This is a genomic window from Bacillus multifaciens (assembly GCF_030756675.1).
GTDB lineage: Bacteria > Bacillota > Bacilli > Bacillales > Bacillaceae_G > Bacillus_A > Bacillus_A multifaciens.
Genome location: NZ_JAVBXD010000006.1, coordinates 117,093 through 137,394, shown reverse-complemented (window position 1 = coordinate 137,394; position 20,302 = coordinate 117,093). Strand labels below are relative to the sequence as shown.

Genomic DNA, 20,302 nt, shown 5'->3' with positions numbered 1-20,302 from the left:
TAATGAATAGAGTAAAAAGCCCTCTCATGTGAGAGGAGCTTTTGTGAATAAGATAAAATACATTTAACACTACCTTTTTGATGAATGTTAAATTGAAGTTTCTTCTTTACGAGCTGCGTCCATCATAATGAAGATAGCCGATAAAATGTGCATAATCATCCCGACAAATGGAATCCAGGCAATACAAGATGTTACAATTCCTAAAACATTACCGTTAGCGTTTATTCCACTCTTTTTAGCTAATACTAAAGTAATGATATGTAATGCTAACATGAAGAGAAGTGGTAGCCAGAGTAAAGAAACAATAATTGCTCCACCTAGCACAGGTATTCCTAATAGGGCTTCCAAACCACCGCTCACCCATTTTAATATTTTTACAGTGTCTTTCAAAATATGTCCTCCTCAAAAACTAACATGAATTTATTACATTATTCAGTATAACAAATAAATTGTTGGGTTTTAAGGGATTATTTGCTAATAATAGAAAGAAGTTTAATATATAGTAATTTATAATTAAAAGTATAGGCACGTTCGGTGAAATCTTTGTATTGCCTGAGTATATCATTCAAGAAGAAGGAGCAATTATACCAGGTCCCGATGGACGAAAAATGAGTAAAAGCTATGGAAATGTCATTCTGTTATTTGAAGAACCAGAAAAGCTGAAAAAACTCATTTTTAAAATCAAAACAGCTTCTTCTTTATCTAATGAACCGAAGGAACTTGAAACATTATTTATGTTGTATAAAGAATTTGCCACAGCTGAGGAAGTTGCAATCATGAAAAAGCGATACGCAACAGGTATCGGCTGGGGGGATGTAAAAAAAGAGTTATTCCGCGTCATCAATCGTGAGTTAGAAGAGCCAAGAAAGAAATATGAAATGTATATGAATGAGACGCATTTACTTCAAGAAGCGATAGAAAAAGGAGTAGAGCGGGCCAGGGTAATTGCTAGGGTGAATTTAGCGGAAATAAAAAAACGAATTGGTTGTTAATCTATATTGTTCTTTAAAAATGTATCTAAAATTAATTTATGTACTGATCCAATATTTGTAGGGAGATCTTGGATAGGAAAGAATCGTAACTCTTTTGATTCAGTGTGATCGATTCGTAATGTTCCTTCAAAATCACGACAAATATATGTAACGAGAACACCATAAACTTGATCTCCATTAGGGTATGTATTAAAAAATTCTTTCCCAGAAAAATTTTGAAATGGTTCTAATTGTTTCACGATTAACCCTGTTTCTTCATAGACTTCTCGCTTAGCGGCCTCTTCTAACGTTTCACCGCATTCAAGTGCGCCGCCAATTATACCCCAGCAGTTGTAATCGCTGCGAAGTTGAAGAAGTACTTCGTTATTTTTGTTTAATATAATTACATGTGAACCTACTAAAATGAGTGGACGATTTCCAACTAATTTACGCATTTCTTCGATATATCCCATATAGACACCAATCCTTTTTATTTATATTACATACGTCAAGTTGTAAGTATGTTTCGTATGGAGTTAATCTAAACTATTCTAAAATGGGAACAGAATGATCGGCTCTTTTTAAAATAGTGTTTTTTCCTGTGTATTTTGTATATATGAATTCATTTTGATTTTCCGACATATAGATTGCTGCTATGCAGAAAAAAAGGAGCTTCCACTCGCTTTCTCCCTTTGTTTTCACTTCGCATGTGGCAGGAAAAGGCACTGACCGATTCTATGCATGGACAGATGCTCTCGCCCACCTATAAAAAGATGGTTTTATGTCGGTTTTTTAATTCGTATTTATATAGTTGCCACAATCATTGTTTCCCAATATATCTTAATAGAATGCTGGCAACTCTTTTAACATTATTTCTGCTTGAGATGTTATATTACTAAATTGAATATTAGATACAGTTCTAAAATATAAACTGCGTAGGAACGTTTTTATATTTGTACATAGATTACAAAAATCATTGACTGGAAGTCTTGCTTTATATTGCGGGAGCAAGTTTAATTTGATACGGATAATCTCAAAAAACTGCTTTTGTGAGAAACCTTTTGATATCATGGAAAGAAGAGGGGTAATAATACGCTCATCTTCATCAAAATGATACACTATAGAATAAACGAATATTTTATTTAAAAGACAATGAGTTAGTTCTTCGTAATATTGCTGCGGCAGTTTTGGATTATGAATCAAGGCATCAAAAGTATCGGCTGCATGAGCAACACTATGCGCCCAGCCGTGAGGGTGTACATATCCTCTTAAATCAATTTCTTGGTTCATATAATCTACTAATTTTTCTTTGACGATAATAATCATTTCTGGTGGTAAAAAATTTGTTTTATTATCTGCGCATAATATTAATGCGATTAATAATGTTGTGAAAGAACGCGTAAAGACGCTATCATTATCATTAGAAGTGATGCCGCAATATAAATATTGTTCTTCTAAAGTTAGGATAAGTAATTTTTCTAATTGAGCTCCAGGAAAATAATCACGTGAAATGAGGTAAGAAAAGGTAGAGTAAATCAATTGATCTCGTAAATAGCTGTCTAACGTTCCAATATGCTCTAGCATATGTATGCTTAATTGATTTAAATCGATATTTTGAGGTAATAAATATCCGTTTTTTTGAATCGTTTCTAACAATTGCTGCAGCATAATGGTATTCAATGATGCTCCCCCTCATTTTAGCTTTATCGATATGATTAAAAATTACTAATGAAAGGTAATGTATCCTTTCTTGATAAAAACATCAAATTTCTAGTATTCTACATATTCATAAAAACTCCTGCTCATGCAATCGAAAACAAGTTATTTTAAAAAATATACAGAAAGAGGTTAAAGAATGAATCAATTTGTTAATATGGAACGTGATTTTAAAGTATTAGTAGGAGAACCGCATTATATTACAATTGAAGAAAATAATACAGTTTCCTACACAAAGGAACAAGTTACAGAAATTGTGCAATATTGGATGGGAAAAGCAACGGATAAAGGAATTTTACATTTACATTTCGTTATTTCATCAAAAAGTCCAAATTTTACACATTATGAAGAGGTGTTTCAGCGTTTGCAATTTCAGCATCAAAAAAGTTGTGTGATGGTACTGAAGGATTTATCTGATGTTACAGATGTGGAAGTTCCGTTTACACTGAAAACAATAGATGAAGTAGGCGAAGACACATTTAAAACAATTTGGCTAGAATCTATGCAGGATTCTTTAAATATGAAAGAATCGTTATCTATAGACCAATTATTATATGCTTTTCAAACAGAAATTGGCGGTAGATGGAATGAACATTGTTTAGTCGCTCTTCAGGGAGAAGATCCAGTAGGTGTTATTTTGCCGCATATAGAGCCAGGTACGGTAGAAGAAGGAAGATTATTTTATCTCGGTATTGTTCCGAATATGCGTGGAAAACGATACGGGACAATGCTTCATGAAAAAGCATTATATATTTTAAAAGAAATTGGTGCTTCATATTATGTAGGGAGCACTGACGAAATGAATGATGTTATGAAGCAAGTGTTTTCTTACAACAACTGTATACAGTTAGGAAAGATAGAGAAATACACTAGAGTGATTAGAAAAGGGTAAATGAGGTTCCCTCTCGAAGTATAGAAGAACTCAATCAAGGGGGAATTGGATGATAAAACAAGCATTTAAAAAAATGATTCCGTTATATCCGGAAATATTATTTCCAGACTGGCATGTAGAACACATATCGCAGCGGCAGGAGAGTGAAAAATGGGAATCACTTTGGTTTCAGGTGATTACTCCTACAGGAATATTTCGAGTGAAACAGTTTTTTCTGGATATTATGGAACCGACTTTTCCAGATAGTTGTCTGTATCACGCACAGGGCGTGTGTTTTCAATATAATAAACTTACATATTGGCGTGGGGTAAATTATAAAGGGTGCGATAGTTATGTCACTTCTAAGTGGAAAACACAAATTGAAATTTCTATTGATAATGGAGTTATTCAGCAGCATGAGATGGAGGAATTTTTATATGGGTTACAGCCACTTGAATTAGAGAAAGCAAAACAACAAATAAAATTACCATTTCATCAACTAAGCTTTCAGGCTCAAACAGAAAAGGGTGGAGGCGAAATTAGTCGTTGCTCCGTATGGTGTTCTCCTGAAGAAAAGAAATTTGAAGCATTACCGCTTCTAGTTCCTTATTCATGGGAATTAGAGTCTGTTGGTTTTGGTGAGAACGAAACGCAGTATGTATATTGGGATGCCAAAGAGCAGTTATATACACTATGGGCATGTCGGCATACAAATTATTGCTATCACCCTGTATCCTCATGGATAAGAAATTATAGCTCCCGCAAAAAGTCGAAAACTGTGAATACTATGTGCATCCACAAAGAGGTACAGTTGTATATCAAGATTTGGGGAATGAACAAATCGCCTATGTCTTTCGAGGAATGCCTTGTACATCTTTTACAGATATACAAGAAATGTTTTCTCTGTATTTATAAATTGATTGCAAAATGTCATGAAATATGTAAGACGCGTTACATTGATGTAGTATAAAATAGGGGTTAGAAAAGATAGAGAAAGTGATAGGTGAATGAATGGAAACGAACATGAAACAAACAGGTTTAGATGTAACAGTAGAGCGAGAAAACGATAACACTTTATCTATAAAATGGGGTACTTTAGAAGAATCAGTGCAGGTGTATTGGAGTACATCTCCGGAGAGTATTGAAGAAAATGGACAATTATTAACGATTGTAACAGATGCTTCATCAGTTACAATTGAAGATCCGAATCCAGCAGAGCGTGTTTATTTTCGATTGGTCACGAATAAAGGAGAGCGAATTACAGTAGCCGAGCGCCGCTTACCACTACAAGGTGCGTTTAACTTTCGTGATTTAGGCGGGTATGAAGCGAAAGATGGCCGTGTGGTGAAATGGGGGAAATTGTACCGTTCTGAAGAATTAGCAGGACTAACAGAAGAAGATATTCGTTATATACATAATTTGGGATTGAAAACTGTCTGCGATTATCGCACAGATTTCGAAGTGCAACATAAACCAAACCCTGAGATACAAGATGTTCGTCAAGTTTCCTTACCAGTTATGCAAGATTTAGCGAAAGATTTAAATATTAATGAATTTTTCCATATAGGAGATTTATCAATGCTCGGCAAGCCAGGAGAATATTTAGTGAAGATGAACCGAGATTTCGTAACTGGCAATGAAGCATTTGTGACATTTTTAGAACTTATACAAGACGCAAACAACTTACCACTTTTAAACCATTGTACAGCAGGAAAGGATCGAACTGGTTTTGCATCTGCTTTATTATTACTGTTATTAGGTGTGCCAGAAGAAACGGTCATGCAGGATTATTTATTGAGTAACGGATTTCGCGAACAGTTGAATGAGAAAATGATGGTCTTTTTAGGAGCACAGCTTAAGGATGAAACAAGTATTGAAATTTTAAGTGCGATGTTTGAAGCGAGAGTTGAATATTTGCAAGCGGCATTTGATGAAATTCACAATGTATATGGTTCTGCCTGGCAATATGCTGAAAAAGGAATTGGACTTTCGAAAGAACAGATAGATAATTTACGCAATTTATTATTAGAAGAAAAATAAGATAGAAGGTAGAGATTGCTTTTTAGAATCTCTACCTTTTTTATTTTCTTTATTTTATAATTAATTTGAAAATTGTTGAAATAATTACAAAGATATCCACATTATAGATAGTGTAAATAACGTAAAATTAGAAATATAGGGAGGGATGGGGAAATGTTAGCATGGATATTAGGAGTATTAATCATAGTAGCAGTGACAGTGATGGGGACGATAATGGTTGGGAAAAGTGAGGAAGAAAATTACGGAACTTCAACGAAAGGAAATCTTACGAGACTTTCAATTATTTATCTACTTTTAGGGGTTGTTTTAGCAGTTGGGGTAGCTTCATATATATATTTTTATGGATAAGGAAACATAGGGTAGTAGAAAGAAAGTAAGACCTTCAGTAGGAGGTCTTATTTTCGTTAATGTGAGATAAAGAGATGTTGTGTTCGATAATTCTAAAAAGTTATAAAATACAGAAACATACTATGTTATAATTTAAATGTAATTATTGGAAAATAAGAGAAGGGCTGGATATGAATGATTGAAATTATTAATGTATCAAAGAGCTATAGTGGTAGTAAATTTGCAGTAAAAGACTTAAATTTAACAGTGCCAAGCGGAGAGATATTTGGCTTTTTAGGCCCCAATGGCGCAGGGAAATCAACGACAATTAAGATGATAACAGGTATTCACTCTCTTGATAGTGGGACGATTTCTGTAAATGGAAAAGACATTGCGAAAGAGCCGCTTGAAGCGAAAAAGTTATTTGGGTATGTTCCTGACAGTCCTGATATGTTTTTACGATTAAAAGGCATTGAGTATTTAAACTTTATGGCGGATATGTATGATGTTCCGAAAGATGTACGTCAAGAAAAGATCCGAACACTAGCAGAACGTTTTAGTTTGTACGAAGCATTATCTGATCAAATTCAAAGTTATTCACACGGAATGCGCCAAAAAATTATTATTATTGGAGTTCTTTTGCATGATCCAGATGTCTGGATTTTAGACGAACCAATGACTGGATTAGATCCAAAATCGGCATTTATACTAAAACAAATGATGCGTGAACATGCTGATAAAGGAAAAACGGTGTTCTTTTCAACACATGTGTTAGAAGTTGCCGAAAAATTATGTGATCAAGTTGCGATTATTAATAAAGGAACACTTCAATTTCAAGGGAATTTAGCAGAAATACGAGAGCACTTTGAATCTAATGAATCTCTTGAAAAAATGTTCTTGGAGATGACAGAAAATGAATAAAATTTGGATGTTAACAAAAATATTATTAAAGATGAACTATGCTGATATGGTAACTGATAAGAAGAAGCGTGTTTCATCTTTACTTTCATTATTAGGTCTTTTCTTTGTTGGATTTTTATTTATAGGTCCACTTGCGAATGGTATGTATGGCGTATTAAAACAAGTTAATCAGGAAAACGTACTACTTGGCATGGGATTAGCTGTTGGCAGCATCTGGGTATTTGTGTTTAGTATTACAACAATTTTAACAGTGTTTTACTATAGCGGTGACGTTGAAATGTTATTACCACTACCACTTAAGCCAGCCCACATTATTACTGCGAAGTTTATTACCGTTTTAATTACACAATATGTAATGGCTTCGTTTATTTTATTTCCTATTTTCATTGTGTATGGATTACAAAGTGGTGCATTTATTACATATTATGTTTACTTTTTAATTGTTTACGCATTTTTCCCAATTATTCCGTTAGTTCTTGCTTCACTTCTTATGACAATCATTATGCGTTATACAAATATCGCAAAAAATAAAGATCGAAGTAATATGTTTATGGGGTTATTTACTTTATTGCTAATTGTCGGTATTAATATATTTATACAATGGAAAAATAGAAGTGCTGCTTCTGGGCGATCAGCAGCAGACTTTCTTACAAATAATCAGTCTTCATTTCTATTTGAAATGACAAACTATTTTCCGACAACATATTTTGGGGCAATAGCATTAACAGAAAGTACTTCGTGGAAAGGAATTTTCTATTTACTTCTTTTCGCTGCGATTTCGTTAGCATTTTATGTATTGTTTTTCTATGTTGCAGAACGCACATATTTAAAAGGAGTTATTGGAATTTCAAATAGTACTGCGAAAAAAGAAGTGATTTCTTCTGCGAATTTTAATAAAGCTACCGTACAAAATTCACATTGGAAAGCATATGTGAAAAAAGAGTTTCGTATTTTGACTCGTACGCCACAATTTTTTATTAATTGTATTGTGCAAACTTTCGTGATGCCAATTATGTTTTTCTTTGTTATTTTTGTGCAAGACGGGAGCTTGGTTTGGATAAATAAATTTATAAATGATAGTGAAACAACAGGTCTTGCGCTTGGTCTTGCTTTTTGTGCAGGTATGTTTTTGATGGGGTCCAACGTTATTGCGACAACATCTTTTTCAAGGGAAGGTCGTACGTGGTTTATCAATCGGTATTTACCAGTTAAGGCAGAAGGAATTTTCTTTGCGAAAGTATTTACAGCTTGGCTCATTAATACTACTATTTTAGCGGTCTTTGGTCTAGTGCTTATGATTGTAGGCGGTGTGTCACCAGTATTTATCTTACTTTGGTTCTTACTTTGTGCAAATGGGTTATGGTTAAACAATTTAATTGGCACACGCTGGGATGCGCAAACAGCTGATATTCATTGGGATTCCGAACAAAAAATGTTTAAAAGTCGTTATACTACGCTTTGGAACTTTTTTGTGAATATATTATTAGTCGGTCTTACTGTTGGGGGAGCATGTGCGTTATTTTTCTCATTAGGAGTTGGAATGTGGGGGATGTTTTTCAGTATCCTAGTTATTTTTACTATTGTAAATGTTATTGTGTCTCGTAGTTTACAACTTGGTGCTGAACGTATTCTAGCAAATATTAAGTAAAACGTAAATCCTCTGTTACTATACAGAGGATTTATTATTTATTGCTATTGGAAAATTGAGATGGTACGGGTATAGAAACAGCGAGGTGAACGGGTAATTGATTCATGCGATTGAAAGGTTTTATTGAGAAATTTGTATTTTTTATAATTATAAAAAAGGGATTTTTGGAAGCATATAGAAACCTATTTGGGAGGCGAAATTGTAATTTTAGGAGGCTTATTATGAAATTGAAAAAAATATCGATTGCTTCTTTGGCAATTGGAGCGATGCTCTCCATTACAGCTTGCGGTACCTCAACAGAAAAAGATCAAGCAAATCAAAGTAAAAAGGAACAAACAAACGCACAAGAAGAAGCGAAAACAACAAGTGCGGAACAAACAAATACGAGTAAAAATGATGAAAAGGATTCGAAAACAACAAGTGCAGATGGGAAAGCTGAAACGAAATCAACAAATGCAGACCAAACCAAAAGTGAGAAAAACGGAACAAATGAAACAAAATCAACAAATGGAAAGCAAAATGTTAGCATGAAGAGCGGAGTAAAAGAAGTTGTACAAGTAATAGAAGAAGTAGACAAGCAATTGAAAGCAACTCCAAAGCAAGAAACTGTAAATAAACTTGGCAAGCAACTTGTTGATAAATGGGATGTAGTTGAGAAAGAAGTTGAAGCAAAGCATGCATCTGATTATAAAACAATTGAGCAAAATTTATATCCACTCATTGTTGAAATGGGAAAACAAAAACAAGATTTAAAGAAGCTAAAGACGTTAACGACGAAAACAAAGCAAGATTTAAATCTATTGTTGAATAAGCTTTAATAAAAAATGAATGCGAAATTAAATTTTATCCTATATATAGCCTATGTCATAAAAGGAGAAACGTAGCAACAGTGTACGTTTCTCTTTTTATGATTTAGTTGCAACAAATATATAATACAGTTTTCAAATTAAAAATTAGCTAGATTGATTTACTTAACGACATAAGTATTGTTTGAAAGTTCCATTTTCAATAGAAGCAAGGGGAATCGTTTGTTCCGTGCCTTCCTTCATGTTTCGTAAAACAGCTAATTCATTATTTATTTCTTCTTCACCGACAATAAGTACATACGGAATGTTTTCTTTGTTTGCATAGTTAAGGGCTCGTTTTAGTTTACGATCTGCCAGTTCAAGTTCTATCTTTAAATTTTCATTTGTTCGCAATGTATGAGCAATTTTTAGACATCTTGCCTGTGTTCCAAGTGGAATGATAAAGAGATCGATAGAAGAGGAGGCCTGTTCTTTTTGGATAAGCGCAGTATAAATGACGTCTAAACCAAACGAAATTCCAACTGTCGGATAAGATTTTTTATCATTTCGAAATGCACCAATAATATAATCATAGCGTCCACCGCTACCAATGCTAGACGTAATACTGCCATCAGTTAAAAAAACTTCATAAATTGTTCCGGTATACATTGTGAGCCCTCGTGCAAGAAAGGGGGAGAACATTGTATTAGATTGAATTCCTAGTGCACCTAAGTATTGCTGAAGTTCTTGAAGTTCAGCAACTCCCTCTTTAACAAGAAGGTTAGGAAACACTTTATTAAATTCAGAAAGTGGCATAGACATACATGTTTCTAATGTCTTACATAACACATCAATCGTTTCGCTTTGTATCTCTCGGTTTATTAAATCTTTTCTTACACCATCGATACCAATTTTCTCAAGTTTATCTACAGATAAAATAACATCTTGTACTCGTGATTCAGGGATTTGAATTGCTTGTAACAACCCTGTTAATAGTTTTCGATTATTATATTGAATGGTTACGTCTAAGTTCAATTTGTTAAAAATGTCAAGAGCCATTACCATTAATTCTGCTTCAGCTAAGACGGATTCAACGCCAACAATATCTACATCACACTGTACAAACTCTCGAAATCTTCCTTGTTTAATAGGGCCGTTTCGAAATACTTTCCCAATTTCATAACGTTTAAAAGGAAGGCGAATTTCTGGATTCATAGCGACAACCTTTGCAAAGGGAATGGTTAAATCATAACGCAGTGCAAGCTCGCGATTCCCTTGATCTTGAAGCGTGTACATCTCCTTTAAAATTTCAGATCCTCCACCGTATTTATAAGCCATCAAATCATACATGTTCAAAATAGGTGTTTCTAGTGGTTTGCAGCCATAAGTCTCAAATATTTCTTCACAAGTCCGTTTAATGGTATTACGCAGCATTTGCTCTTCTGGTAGATAATCTTTTGTACCTTTTACATTTTGTAAGTTCATGCTTATCACTCCTTTTTGAAATAAAAAAAGCTATGTGGGTATGAAAATACCCACATAGCTTTATAATCGCTTCGTGGGTAATCAGGAATAACCCTGTACCCACGAAGAAAAAATTCTTCGGATACAAGGCTTTATGTATGATGATAAAGTTGGAAAGAACAATCTATTCTAAACATAAGCAATCTCTCCTATAGCGTTTTAAGTAGTATACTACTTAAAATTTGAATTATCAAACTTTTTTTATTTAGAAATAATGTAACGACTCAGTTACTTTATGAAAAACCGACAGAAAAGCATTTTTTTAAATGGGCGAGAGGTACTGGCGATGCATAGGGGCGGTCAGGGCCTTTTCCTGCCACGTGCAAAAAGCAGCCAATAAGTGCAGGCCCCTGCCCTTGTTTGCATGACAGCAGTCTGTATGCCAAAAAATGAATTTATAAGTAATAGAGAGACACATCTTCACTAGAATCATACCCTTTTCTAAATTTCTAAAAGGTATAGCTGAGTAGTTACGAAATAATTCTATAAAACAAGAGGTGTTAAACTTTAAATTAAATAAACAAAACCTGCCTCATCTATTGAGACAGGTTTTGTTATGAAGTAATGGAGGTAGGTGTTGCGTCACTAATTTTGATTAAGTCAGCGCCGTTCATGAAAATTTGCAATCCTCTTTTTCCAGCACTAATACTAATTGGGTCTAGATTTGCAGCAGATTCATCAATAAAGAGTGGATAATTTTTCTTTCCACCAAGCGGTGAAACACCGCCGCGTATGTATCCTGTTAATCCAAGTATTTCTTTCATTGGAACCATTTCAACTTTTTTATTTTTACTTGCAGATGCCAGCGCTTTTAAATTGAGCTCTTTGTGTGAAGGGATACAGGCCATAATTACGCCAGATTTATCACCGCGAAGGACGAGCGTTTTAAAGACTTGTTCTAATTGTAAATGAACTTGCTCGGCGACATGTTTCGCATCTAAGTTTTCCTCATCCCATTCATATTTGTGAACTGTATATACGATTTTGTGCTTATCTAATAAACGACAAGCATTTGTTTTACTACTCATGTTACACACTTCCTTTTTTATTTCTTCTATTCAGTATACAAAATTTTGCAAAATAAGACAGGGAAAATAAGAAAGGACAAGAATATGTAACATAAAGTGAAACTTTAATCAGTGGGGGGCTTCATCCCCCACTGATTATTAGTTGAACCAATCGGGCTTTTACGGGCAGTTTATCTCCCACCTAACTTCTTTGCTTTCGCCGAATTTTGAGGTGGGAATATTACTGCCCGTTAATGCGGGATAAATTATGAAAAGAGAAGAGGGAAAATGATGTGGAGAACGAGTGATCTTTATGATGACAATGAAAGGGAAGTACGAGTATGTAAACCATTATTTCAATCATATGGAAAGAAAAAGCAGTTCCATGGGAAAATTGCGACAGTGAAAGTTAAAGATGACAATGTACTCGTAAAAAGAGCACTAGAAATGGTACCAGAAGGAACGGTATTGGTTGTAGATGGAGAAGGTTCAACCAATTGCGCATTACTTGGTGATAATTTAGCAAACATAGCAAGGCAGCGGAATTTATCCGGCATCATTATCTATGGATGTGTTCGTGATTGTGCCGATTTACAGAAAATAGAAATCGGTATTTTAGCGATTGCGACGATGCCGAAGCGAAGTGTGAAAGAAGGGAAGGGAGAAACAAATATTCCGGTGTCTTTTGGCGGAGTTTCTTGGATTCCGGGAAATTATGTTTATGTTGACGAAGATGGTGTAATTGTATGTGAAAAAGAAATTCATCATGAGTTATGATATAAAATAAGGTGATAAAGTGAATTTTGTATTAATGTTTTTCATTCCTTATTGAGTTGTTACGAGGTCTATCTTTATCGGATTTCTTACAATCATGAGGGGGAATACCCACAAGTAGCCGTATAAAAATTCTATTAATCTTTAGAAGGAAATATGAGAAATCATAGACAAAAAAATATATAAATAGTAAAATAGTACAGAATTTTGTAACATTATGGATTTGCAATAGCGTAAAATCTATGATGTAAAACATTATTGTTTCCTAATATATATAAAGGAAGCAACAGAAATGTAAAGCGCTTATTGAATATTTGTTTCGCTGCGTGTTTATGCAGCAGCCATTGTGGGTATTTTTTATGTGATTTATAGGAGAGGGGATGATTCATCAGTATGACGAATATGAAAAAGTGGTTAGTAACGTCATTTATGACAGTTGCATTGGTTGTCTTGTCTTTTGCAAATACTGTACATATTACGTTTGCTGAAGGGAATACAGCAACGTTAGCAATTGTTGGAGATTCGCAAAAAGGAATTATGCTATGTCCAAAAGAAGTTGCAATTCAAGATGGAGATACAGCCTATAGTTTACTGCAAAAAGAAATGGGTAATAAAGTAACGGCAGAAAACACAAAGTATGGTGTATATATTAAAGGTATTGATGGATTAATGGCTGGTGCAACAAGCGGCTGGACATATGAGGTAAATAATCAATCACCAATGGTTGGGGCAGATAGCTATAAATTAAATGCTGGAGATGTTGTTGCGTATCGCTATGTTGTTAATTGGAACAATATGAGTCAAGAAACTTTGCAACAAGTGTTAGATAAACTTGGTACATGTAAGAAACAACCTGATACGGAAAAGCCAAATACAGATAAGCCAGATGTACCAAAACCACAAGAACCTACAAAAGTTGATGTAACAAAGAAAGTGGATGAAGCGATTACAAAAACTGCCCAAAAGATGATGAAAGATGGTATCGATGGTGACTGGGTCATGATTGGACTTACTCAATCAGGCCAAGAAGTTTCTAAAGATACAAAGTCAAGTTATTTACAATCGTTAGTAGAACGTATTGATGAAAAAGAAAATAAATTTTCTTCTACTGAATTAGCACGTACCATTTTAGCAGTTACAGCAGTAAATGGAGATCCAACAAACATTGCTAATAATAACTTAATTTCAAAGCTATATAACTTTGAAAAAACAGAAACTATTACAGATTACATTTTTAGTTTAATAGCGTTAGATACAAGAAAATACGAAGTGCCAGCGAATGCAAAATGGAATCGTGACGCCTTAATTAATGCTATTTTAAAATTACAACATACAGACGGTAGCTGGGCGTATATGGGGAATTTAGAGGAACCAGGTGATGCTGATGTAACAGGAATGGCTCTTGTGGCATTAGCACCATATCAAGATCAAGCAGAAGTAAAACAAGCGTTAGAAAAAGCGAAGAAATATTTAGCTAGTACACAAACAGGTAAAGGTGGATTTTCATCTGGTGGTGTAGAAAATGCTAACAGTGTAGCGCAAGCGATACTTGGGCTTGCAGCAGCTGGTATCGATCCAACGAGTGCTACATTTACAAAAAATAATTATAATGCGGTGCAAAATCTATTATCCTATCAATTAGAAAATGGTGGGTTTAAATGGTTGTCAGCTGATACGGAAGAAAGTGGCATGACAACGGAGCAAGCGATGTTAGCACTTGTGCAATATAAGAACTTTTTAACGGGTAAAGGCTCTGTTTATGATTGGACAAAAACGTCAACAAATGAAGGGAATAATCCAACTGACGAGTCAAAGCAACCAACAAATGAACAGCCTAAAGTAGAAGAACCACAAAAGAATACAAGTGAATCTTCTGCCGTAAATGATGAAAACCAATCTGTACAAAAAGATACAAAAGTAGAAAATCGTTACTTACCAGAGACAGGTATGTCAGGTGGAGACATTGCTACATCAGCTGCGCTAGGTGTATTATGTATGACCGGTGCATATGTATTATGGAGAAGAAAAGCGGCTTGACAAAATTAGGAGCAAATATTTGCTCCTAATTTTATTATGAAAGGTGTGAGAAAGATGAACATGATGAAATGGCTTGTATTGTTAGTTTTCTCCTTTAGCTTTATTACGGGATGTAGTCAAAATGAAGTGAAAACCGACGCAAAAGTTGCTGGAAAGCAAATAGAGAAAAAAGAAGAGAAGAAGCAAGAAGAGAAAAAACAGGAAGAGCAAAAACAAGAAGATAGTAAGCAAGAACAAAAGCCAGCTGAAGAACAGAAACAAGAAGAGAAACAAAAAGAAGAAAAAGCTGCGGAACCATCACAAAATCAAAAAGAACAATCTAAAGTTGTAAATGAACCGAAAGAAACACAGAAACAAGAAAATGTACAGCAAACACAAGTAAATCCAGTACCTGCACCTGAACCGAAACCTGAGCCGAAATCAAACCCAGAACCTCAACCGAAGCCAAAACCAGAAGTAAAGACAGTTACATTATCAGTACGAGATGATCAAGGTACAATCTTGGGAGAAACAGAAGTAGAACTTCAAGATGGAGATACAGTCTTTAAAGTATTGGGCCGGACATTGAAGAAAAAAGGAATTCAAATGGATTATACAGGTTCCGGAAGCGGTGTATATGTTCAAGGTATTAATAATTTATACGAGAAATCTAAAGGTGCCGGGAGCGGATGGATGTATCGTGTGAATGGTGTTGCTGTGAATAAGGGTGCAGGTAGCTATAAAGTGAAACAAGGTGATAAAATTGAATGGTTTTATTCATTAGATTATAGGAAAGAAGATCGGTAAAGGGTAATGAAACTAGCATTTTCTTCAATGCATCCATTCATCAATTTTCTATATTATATAGGGGTGATGGTACTATGTATGGTATGTCTTCATCCTGTTTTTTTAATTGGTGCAATTTGTATGATCCTTATATTAAATATTACGCAAGGTAATGGAGCGAAATTGCGAAAAATGTTACCTAGTTCACTATTTTTCGCTTTTATTATTACGATAGCCAATCCGTTATTAACGCATCGAGGCAGTACGATTTTATTTTATATTGGTTTTAATCCAATTACTTTAGAAGCTGTAACATATGGATACACAATGGCGTTATCATTGGCTGTCATTATGTTTACGTTTACTTCTTATAATGAGATGATATCGAGTCATAAGTTTTTATATTTATTTTCTCGTGTTTCACCGAAGGTAGCATTGCTCACGATGATTACAGTTCGCTTTGTACCTTTATTTATGAGGCGTCTTACTCATATTACACTTGTACAAAAAACAAAGGGAGTTCAAGTGGACGCAGGTTCTTTGAAAGACCGGGCACGTAATGGCATGAAGCTTTTACAAGTATTATTAGTTTGTTCATTAGAAGAAGCGCTGCAAACGGCTGATTCGATGCAAGCGCGTGGATTCGGTGTGACAAAACGAAGTACATATATTCGATATCGTATGGGACATAGAGATTGGTTTATTCTTAGCTTGTTCGTCATTTTATTTGCATGTTGTCTTTTCGGTGTAAGTAAGGGGTATGGCATTTTAACAATTTATCCAAAAGTAGAATCGCTCTTTTTAGCGCGAAATGATGTAATTGTCTTCATTCCATTTCTGATGTATATCAGTCTACCAATTTTAATAGAAGGAAGGGAGTGGTTATGGTGGCGCATGCAGAAATAAAAGAGTTGTCATTTACATATACAGACGAAGAGTCAGCTGCCTTATGTAATGTGTCTTTATCGATTTCCCATGGAGAATTTGTTGTATTAGCAGGGCGCTCAGGTTGTGGAAAGACGACGCTATTAAAACATTTCAAAAAAGAACTTCTCCCAATTGGTACACGAAAAGGAAACATGTATTATGATGGAGCATCCCTGCAATCAATACCAGATTTATTATCAGCTCAGGAAATTGGTATGGTATTTCAAAATCCAGAAAATCAGCTTGTGATGGATACGGTAATTCAAGAACTTGCTTTTTCGTTAGAAAACGTTGGCTACGAAACAACTGTCATTCAAAAAAGAATTGCTGAATTAATTAGCTTTTTAGGATTTCAAGATATGTTGCATCAATCTGTACATACGTTATCTGGAGGGCAAAAGCAGCTTGTAAATTTAGCTGCTATACTTGTTTTGCAACCTAAATTGTTGTTATTAGATGAACCGACAGCACAGTTAGATCCAATTGCCGCAAAAGACTTTTTAGGATTATTGAAACGAATTCATGAAGAATTAGGAATTACAATTATTATGAGCGAACATCGTTTAGACGAAGTGATTCCTCTTGCTGATCGAATTGTTTTTATGGATGAAGGAACGATTGTTTATGATGGAAAACCAACAGAAGTGATTCCAAAAATGTGGAAAGTAGAAGCATTTCGTCCATATATTCCGCAAATTCCACGATTGTTTTTAGAGTGTAAGGCTGACCATGTCCCGTTTACCGTTCGTGATGCACAGAAACAAATGTATCCTATTTTAAATGAGTTACGGTATGACATACCATTACAGCATTTAGAAAAAAGGGATGTACTACTACAAGCAAAGCATGTTTCATTTCAATATGAAAAGCATGGACCATTCATTTTGCAGGATTTGGCGTTGAATGTTAAACAAGGACAATGGACAGCGCTTGTTGGAAAAAATGGTACTGGAAAATCAACGCTATTAGCGCTTTTAGCAGGATTGCAAAAGTGTCGCAGAGGAAAAGTAGTTTGGGAAGGAAAGCTCATTCATAAAGTGGAAGCGAAAGAACGCTTCCGAAAAATCGGTTATGTATCGCAGTATCCTTACTATCATTTTACCCATGATACTGTTTGGAACGAGTTGCTTAGCCGTGCAGAAGAATTATATAAAGGGGAAGCAAATGAAAAAGTAGAAGAAATACTTCGGAATTTTTCAATCTTCCATATTCGCAATCGTCATCCGCATGATTGTAGCGGCGGGGAACAGCAATTAATTGCTCTTTGTACAGTGTTATTATCAAAGCCAAATCTATTATTATTAGATGAACCGACAAAGGGACTAGATCCAGGAAAGAAAGAAGAACTGGGGAATTTGTTTCAGCAATTACAAAGAGAAGGAACGACAATTGTTATGGCGACGCATGATATTGAATTTGCAGCAAAATACGTGGATAACTGTATGATGTTATTTGACGGGAAGATTATCATGGAAGAAACGCCGGCACGTTTTTTTAGCGAGAACTTTTTTTATACAACATCTATTAATCGGTTTATTCGCAAACAATTGCCGTATGCTTTAACGTGGGAGGATGTGTTTGAGGCGTGTCCAAAAGATATGCGTGTATCGTTTTAGCCGTTTTGTTCGTATTGATTAGTACACTTTTATTTACTTCTTTTGTAACAGATCAATACTACATATGGTGCAGTCTCTTCTTTTTAATTGTAATTATGCTCCCATTTTATGTGCGTTTTGAAAGAAAAGCGTTTGTTTCACGTGAAATTGTACTTGTAGCTGTACTAGCGGCAATTGCCGCGATTAGCCGTGTTCCGTTTTCCATCATTCCAAGTGTACAACCAACATCATTTGTGATTATCGTATCAGCCATTGTATTTGGCGGTGAGGCTGGTTTCCTTATTGGTGCAACAGCTGCCCTTGTTTCTAATATATTTTTAGGACAAGGACCTTGGACACCGTGGCAAATGTTTTGCTGGGGTATGATGGGATTTTCGGCAGGGCTATTGCGGCATACGTGGATGATGAAAACATTATGGGGAAGAGTTCTCTTTGGCTTAATCGCAGGATTTGCTTTTAACTGGATTATGAATTTATGGTTCCTCATTGGCTTTTTGAAAGACGTAACATGGGATACTTTTATAAAAGCATATATTACAAGCTTTTATTTTGATTTGGCGCATGCACTTTCTAATGTCTTTTTTTTATGGATGTTTAGTACATCTTGGCTTAAAATATTGACACGTTTTAAGAGGAAGTATGGTATTTTAGATTAAGGAAATACCATAAATTCTTTCGTACGTAAATAATGAATAAATTTTTATTGGAAGTCATACATATATACAGTAGGATCGCGACTTACATATTCGTTTGCCTTTTGAGACACTTCTTACATCTTGTAAGAGGTGTCTTCTTTATTTGGATAATCTGTCATACTTTGGTATGACATTGATAGATATAAGTACATACAACAGAGGGATGTTGGCGGAATCAGATTTTTTATATACTGATGGTAATAAAGTGAAATGAATTAGCGTAGGGAGAAAATTCTCACTAATAATAGTTGTAACGTATTACACTATAACCAAGAAGGGGATGTAAAATATGATAAAGAATATTTATGAAACACATTTACATGTAAGAGATTTAGAGAGGGCAATTGATTTCTACCAAAATAAACTTGGATTAAAACTTGCAAGAAAATCACCTGAAAGGAAAGTGGCCTTTTTTTGGATAGGAAATGATAGACAACAAATGCTGGGATTATGGGAAAAGTCAAAAGATGCTATGATTCAGCGTAATCATTTTGCTTTTGGAGTAGACTTGGATTTTTTGAAGCGATCTAAAACTTGGCTAGAAGATAGGGGAATAGAGGTAATTGGAAGTCAAGGAAAAGGGAATGAAGAGCCTATTGTTCAAAGTTGGATGCCAGCAGCAAGTTTGTATTTTTTAGATTACGATGGGAACAAACTGGAATTTATTTCTCTATTATCTAATGAACCAAACGAGCTTGGATATGTACCTTATTTAAGTGAATGGGAGAAGGAGATAGTGAGTAAAAAGGTTTAAGAAAAAATTTTACAATGTAAAAAGATTTCAGTGTGTTGTTGCAACTGGAATTGTTCAATTATAGACACATTTTCATCAAAAGTCGAAGAATGAAATTATTTATAATGAATATTGAGAATCATTTTCGATTTAGAGGTGTCTATATGATAAAACCAGTAATTCCGAAGCAACATGGTGCATGGGCGATGCTCCTAATCCCTTTTTTACTGAGTGCTTTCATTGGCAAAGCGACTTGGCAACACATACCACTTTTCTTAGCATGGTTATTTGTCTATTTAGCAACATATCCCTTTCTAATGTATATGAAACAAATGCGACAAAAGCGCTATTTACACTGGGCGCTCATATATTTTAGTCTTGCTATTTTATTTGGTATAGTTCCACTTACATACGAATGGAGAATTCTATTTTTTGCAATATATATGCTTCCATTATTTTTTATAAACATTTTTTTTGCTCGCCAAAAGAATGAACGAGCATTACTGAATGACGTTAGTGCTATTATCGTTTTTTGTATTGGTGGAATGATTAGTTATTACTTCACGATGAAAACAATTGATGAAACAGCATGGCTGATCGCACTTGTTTCATTTTTATACTTTATGGGAAGTACGTTCTATGTGAAAACGATGATTCGAGAAAAGAAAAATCCAACATATCGTTGGATTTCATGGGGATACCATGTATTACTTGTAATTGGTACGTTTATTGTATCTCCATGGTTTGTCATTGTCTTTATTCCAAGTTGTATTCGAGCTATCGTTTTGTATGGTAAAAAAGTAACTGTTTTAAAAGTGGGTGTGTGGGAAATCGTCAACTCAGTTTATTTTTTCATTGTTACTATAATATTATTTCAATTGAATGGCTAATATTAAGCTAACGAATAAAAATAAATCCTGATTATTCTTATAAGAATTGACTTTT

The 20,302-nt window shown here is 34.6% G+C and carries 19 protein-coding genes and 2 pseudogenes; 16 read left to right on the top strand and 5 right to left on the bottom strand.

Going from position 1 to position 20,302, the window contains the following annotated elements:
- Positions 1–87: 87 nt before the first annotated feature.
- Positions 88–390, bottom strand: coding sequence for a hypothetical protein (locus Q9306_RS06500; protein WP_306196472.1), 303 nt, complete (start codon positions 388–390; stop codon positions 88–90).
- A gap of 137 nt (positions 391–527) precedes the next feature.
- Here Q9306_RS06500 and Q9306_RS06495 point away from each other — a divergent pair.
- A pseudogene (locus Q9306_RS06495) lies at positions 528–992 on the top strand (nucleotidyl transferase family protein); the annotation flags it as partial.
- Here the strand turns inward: Q9306_RS06495 and Q9306_RS06490 are convergent.
- Both Q9306_RS06490 and Q9306_RS06485 read right to left on the bottom strand, forming a co-directional pair.
- Positions 989–1,444 (bottom strand): NUDIX hydrolase, encoded by a 456-nt coding sequence (locus Q9306_RS06490; protein ID WP_306196470.1) that lies wholly within the window; start codon positions 1,442–1,444, stop codon positions 989–991. The pseudogene Q9306_RS06495 and the gene Q9306_RS06490 overlap by 4 nt on opposite strands.
- 367 nt (positions 1,445–1,811) lie before the next feature.
- Positions 1,812–2,651 carry a DUF2785 domain-containing protein gene (locus Q9306_RS06485; RefSeq protein ID WP_306196468.1) on the bottom strand — a complete coding sequence of 280 codons (840 nt, stop codon included), beginning with the start codon at positions 2,649–2,651 and terminating at the stop codon, positions 1,812–1,814.
- 175 nt (positions 2,652–2,826) lie between these two features.
- On the opposite strand from Q9306_RS06485, the gene Q9306_RS06480 reads away from it, so the two are divergent.
- The 7 genes and pseudogenes from Q9306_RS06480 (at position 2,827) to Q9306_RS06450 (ending at position 9,312) form a co-directional block, all read left to right on the top strand.
- On the top strand, positions 2,827–3,579 hold the full coding sequence (locus Q9306_RS06480) for a GNAT family N-acetyltransferase (protein WP_306196466.1): 753 nt from the start codon (positions 2,827–2,829) through the stop codon (positions 3,577–3,579).
- Positions 3,580–3,628: 49 nt separating this feature from the next.
- Positions 3,629–4,473: pseudogene (locus Q9306_RS06475) on the top strand (hypothetical protein).
- 108 nt (positions 4,474–4,581) lie between these two features.
- Positions 4,582–5,598 (top strand): tyrosine-protein phosphatase, encoded by a 1,017-nt coding sequence (locus tag Q9306_RS06470; RefSeq protein WP_306196550.1) that lies wholly within the window; start codon positions 4,582–4,584, stop codon positions 5,596–5,598.
- A 153-nt stretch (positions 5,599–5,751) separates the two neighbouring features.
- Positions 5,752–5,946, top strand: coding sequence for a hypothetical protein (locus Q9306_RS06465; RefSeq protein WP_306196463.1), 195 nt, complete (start codon positions 5,752–5,754; stop codon positions 5,944–5,946).
- A gap of 174 nt (positions 5,947–6,120) precedes the next feature.
- Positions 6,121–6,846, top strand: a complete 726-nt coding sequence (locus tag Q9306_RS06460) for an ABC transporter ATP-binding protein (protein WP_306196460.1) — start codon at positions 6,121–6,123, stop codon at positions 6,844–6,846.
- Positions 6,839–8,494, top strand: a complete 1,656-nt coding sequence (locus tag Q9306_RS06455) for a putative ABC transporter permease subunit (RefSeq protein ID WP_306196459.1) — start codon at positions 6,839–6,841, stop codon at positions 8,492–8,494. The genes Q9306_RS06460 and Q9306_RS06455 overlap by 8 nt, the downstream gene beginning before the upstream one ends.
- Before the next feature lie 221 nt (positions 8,495–8,715).
- Positions 8,716–9,312 (top strand): hypothetical protein, encoded by a 597-nt coding sequence (locus tag Q9306_RS06450; protein WP_306196457.1) that lies wholly within the window; start codon positions 8,716–8,718, stop codon positions 9,310–9,312.
- Positions 9,313–9,465: 153 nt separating this feature from the next.
- Here Q9306_RS06450 and Q9306_RS06445 read toward each other — a convergent pair whose 3' ends face one another.
- Complete coding sequence (locus Q9306_RS06445; protein WP_306196455.1) at positions 9,466–10,764, bottom strand: histidine--tRNA ligase; 1,299 nt, start codon at positions 10,762–10,764, stop codon at positions 9,466–9,468.
- Positions 10,765–11,357: 593 nt separating this feature from the next.
- Entirely contained in the window at positions 11,358–11,831 is a 474-nt protein-coding gene (ybaK, locus tag Q9306_RS06440) for a Cys-tRNA(Pro) deacylase (RefSeq protein ID WP_306196453.1), read from the bottom strand.
- A 270-nt stretch (positions 11,832–12,101) separates the two neighbouring features.
- On the opposite strand from ybaK, the gene rraA reads away from it, so the two are divergent.
- The 8 genes from rraA (at position 12,102) to Q9306_RS06400 (ending at position 20,247) form a co-directional block, all read left to right on the top strand.
- Positions 12,102–12,587 (top strand): ribonuclease E activity regulator RraA, encoded by a 486-nt coding sequence (gene rraA, locus Q9306_RS06435; RefSeq protein WP_306196451.1) that lies wholly within the window; start codon positions 12,102–12,104, stop codon positions 12,585–12,587.
- A 390-nt stretch (positions 12,588–12,977) separates the two neighbouring features.
- Positions 12,978–14,621: a DUF4430 domain-containing protein gene (locus Q9306_RS06430; protein ID WP_306196449.1), complete on the top strand. Its 1,644-nt coding sequence runs from the start codon at positions 12,978–12,980 to the stop codon at positions 14,619–14,621.
- A 54-nt stretch (positions 14,622–14,675) separates the two neighbouring features.
- On the top strand, positions 14,676–15,407 hold the full coding sequence (locus Q9306_RS06425; RefSeq protein WP_306196447.1) for a DUF4430 domain-containing protein: 732 nt from the start codon (positions 14,676–14,678) through the stop codon (positions 15,405–15,407).
- Between the two features lie 6 nt (positions 15,408–15,413).
- A complete protein-coding gene (locus Q9306_RS06420) occupies positions 15,414–16,292 on the top strand; it encodes an energy-coupling factor transporter transmembrane component T (RefSeq protein ID WP_306196444.1) in 879 nt (292 codons plus the stop codon).
- Positions 16,271–17,929 (top strand): ABC transporter ATP-binding protein, encoded by a 1,659-nt coding sequence (locus Q9306_RS06415; protein ID WP_306196442.1) that lies wholly within the window; start codon positions 16,271–16,273, stop codon positions 17,927–17,929. The genes Q9306_RS06420 and Q9306_RS06415 overlap by 22 nt, the downstream gene beginning before the upstream one ends.
- Positions 17,899–18,585: an ECF transporter S component gene (locus tag Q9306_RS06410; RefSeq protein ID WP_306196440.1), complete on the top strand. Its 687-nt coding sequence runs from the start codon at positions 17,899–17,901 to the stop codon at positions 18,583–18,585. The genes Q9306_RS06415 and Q9306_RS06410 overlap by 31 nt, the downstream gene beginning before the upstream one ends.
- Positions 18,586–18,913: 328 nt before the next feature.
- Entirely contained in the window at positions 18,914–19,378 is a 465-nt protein-coding gene (locus Q9306_RS06405) for a VOC family protein (protein ID WP_306196437.1), read from the top strand.
- A gap of 146 nt (positions 19,379–19,524) precedes the next feature.
- Positions 19,525–20,247 (top strand): YwiC-like family protein, encoded by a 723-nt coding sequence (locus Q9306_RS06400; RefSeq protein ID WP_306196548.1) that lies wholly within the window; start codon positions 19,525–19,527, stop codon positions 20,245–20,247.
- The last annotated feature ends 55 nt before the right edge of the window (positions 20,248–20,302 follow it).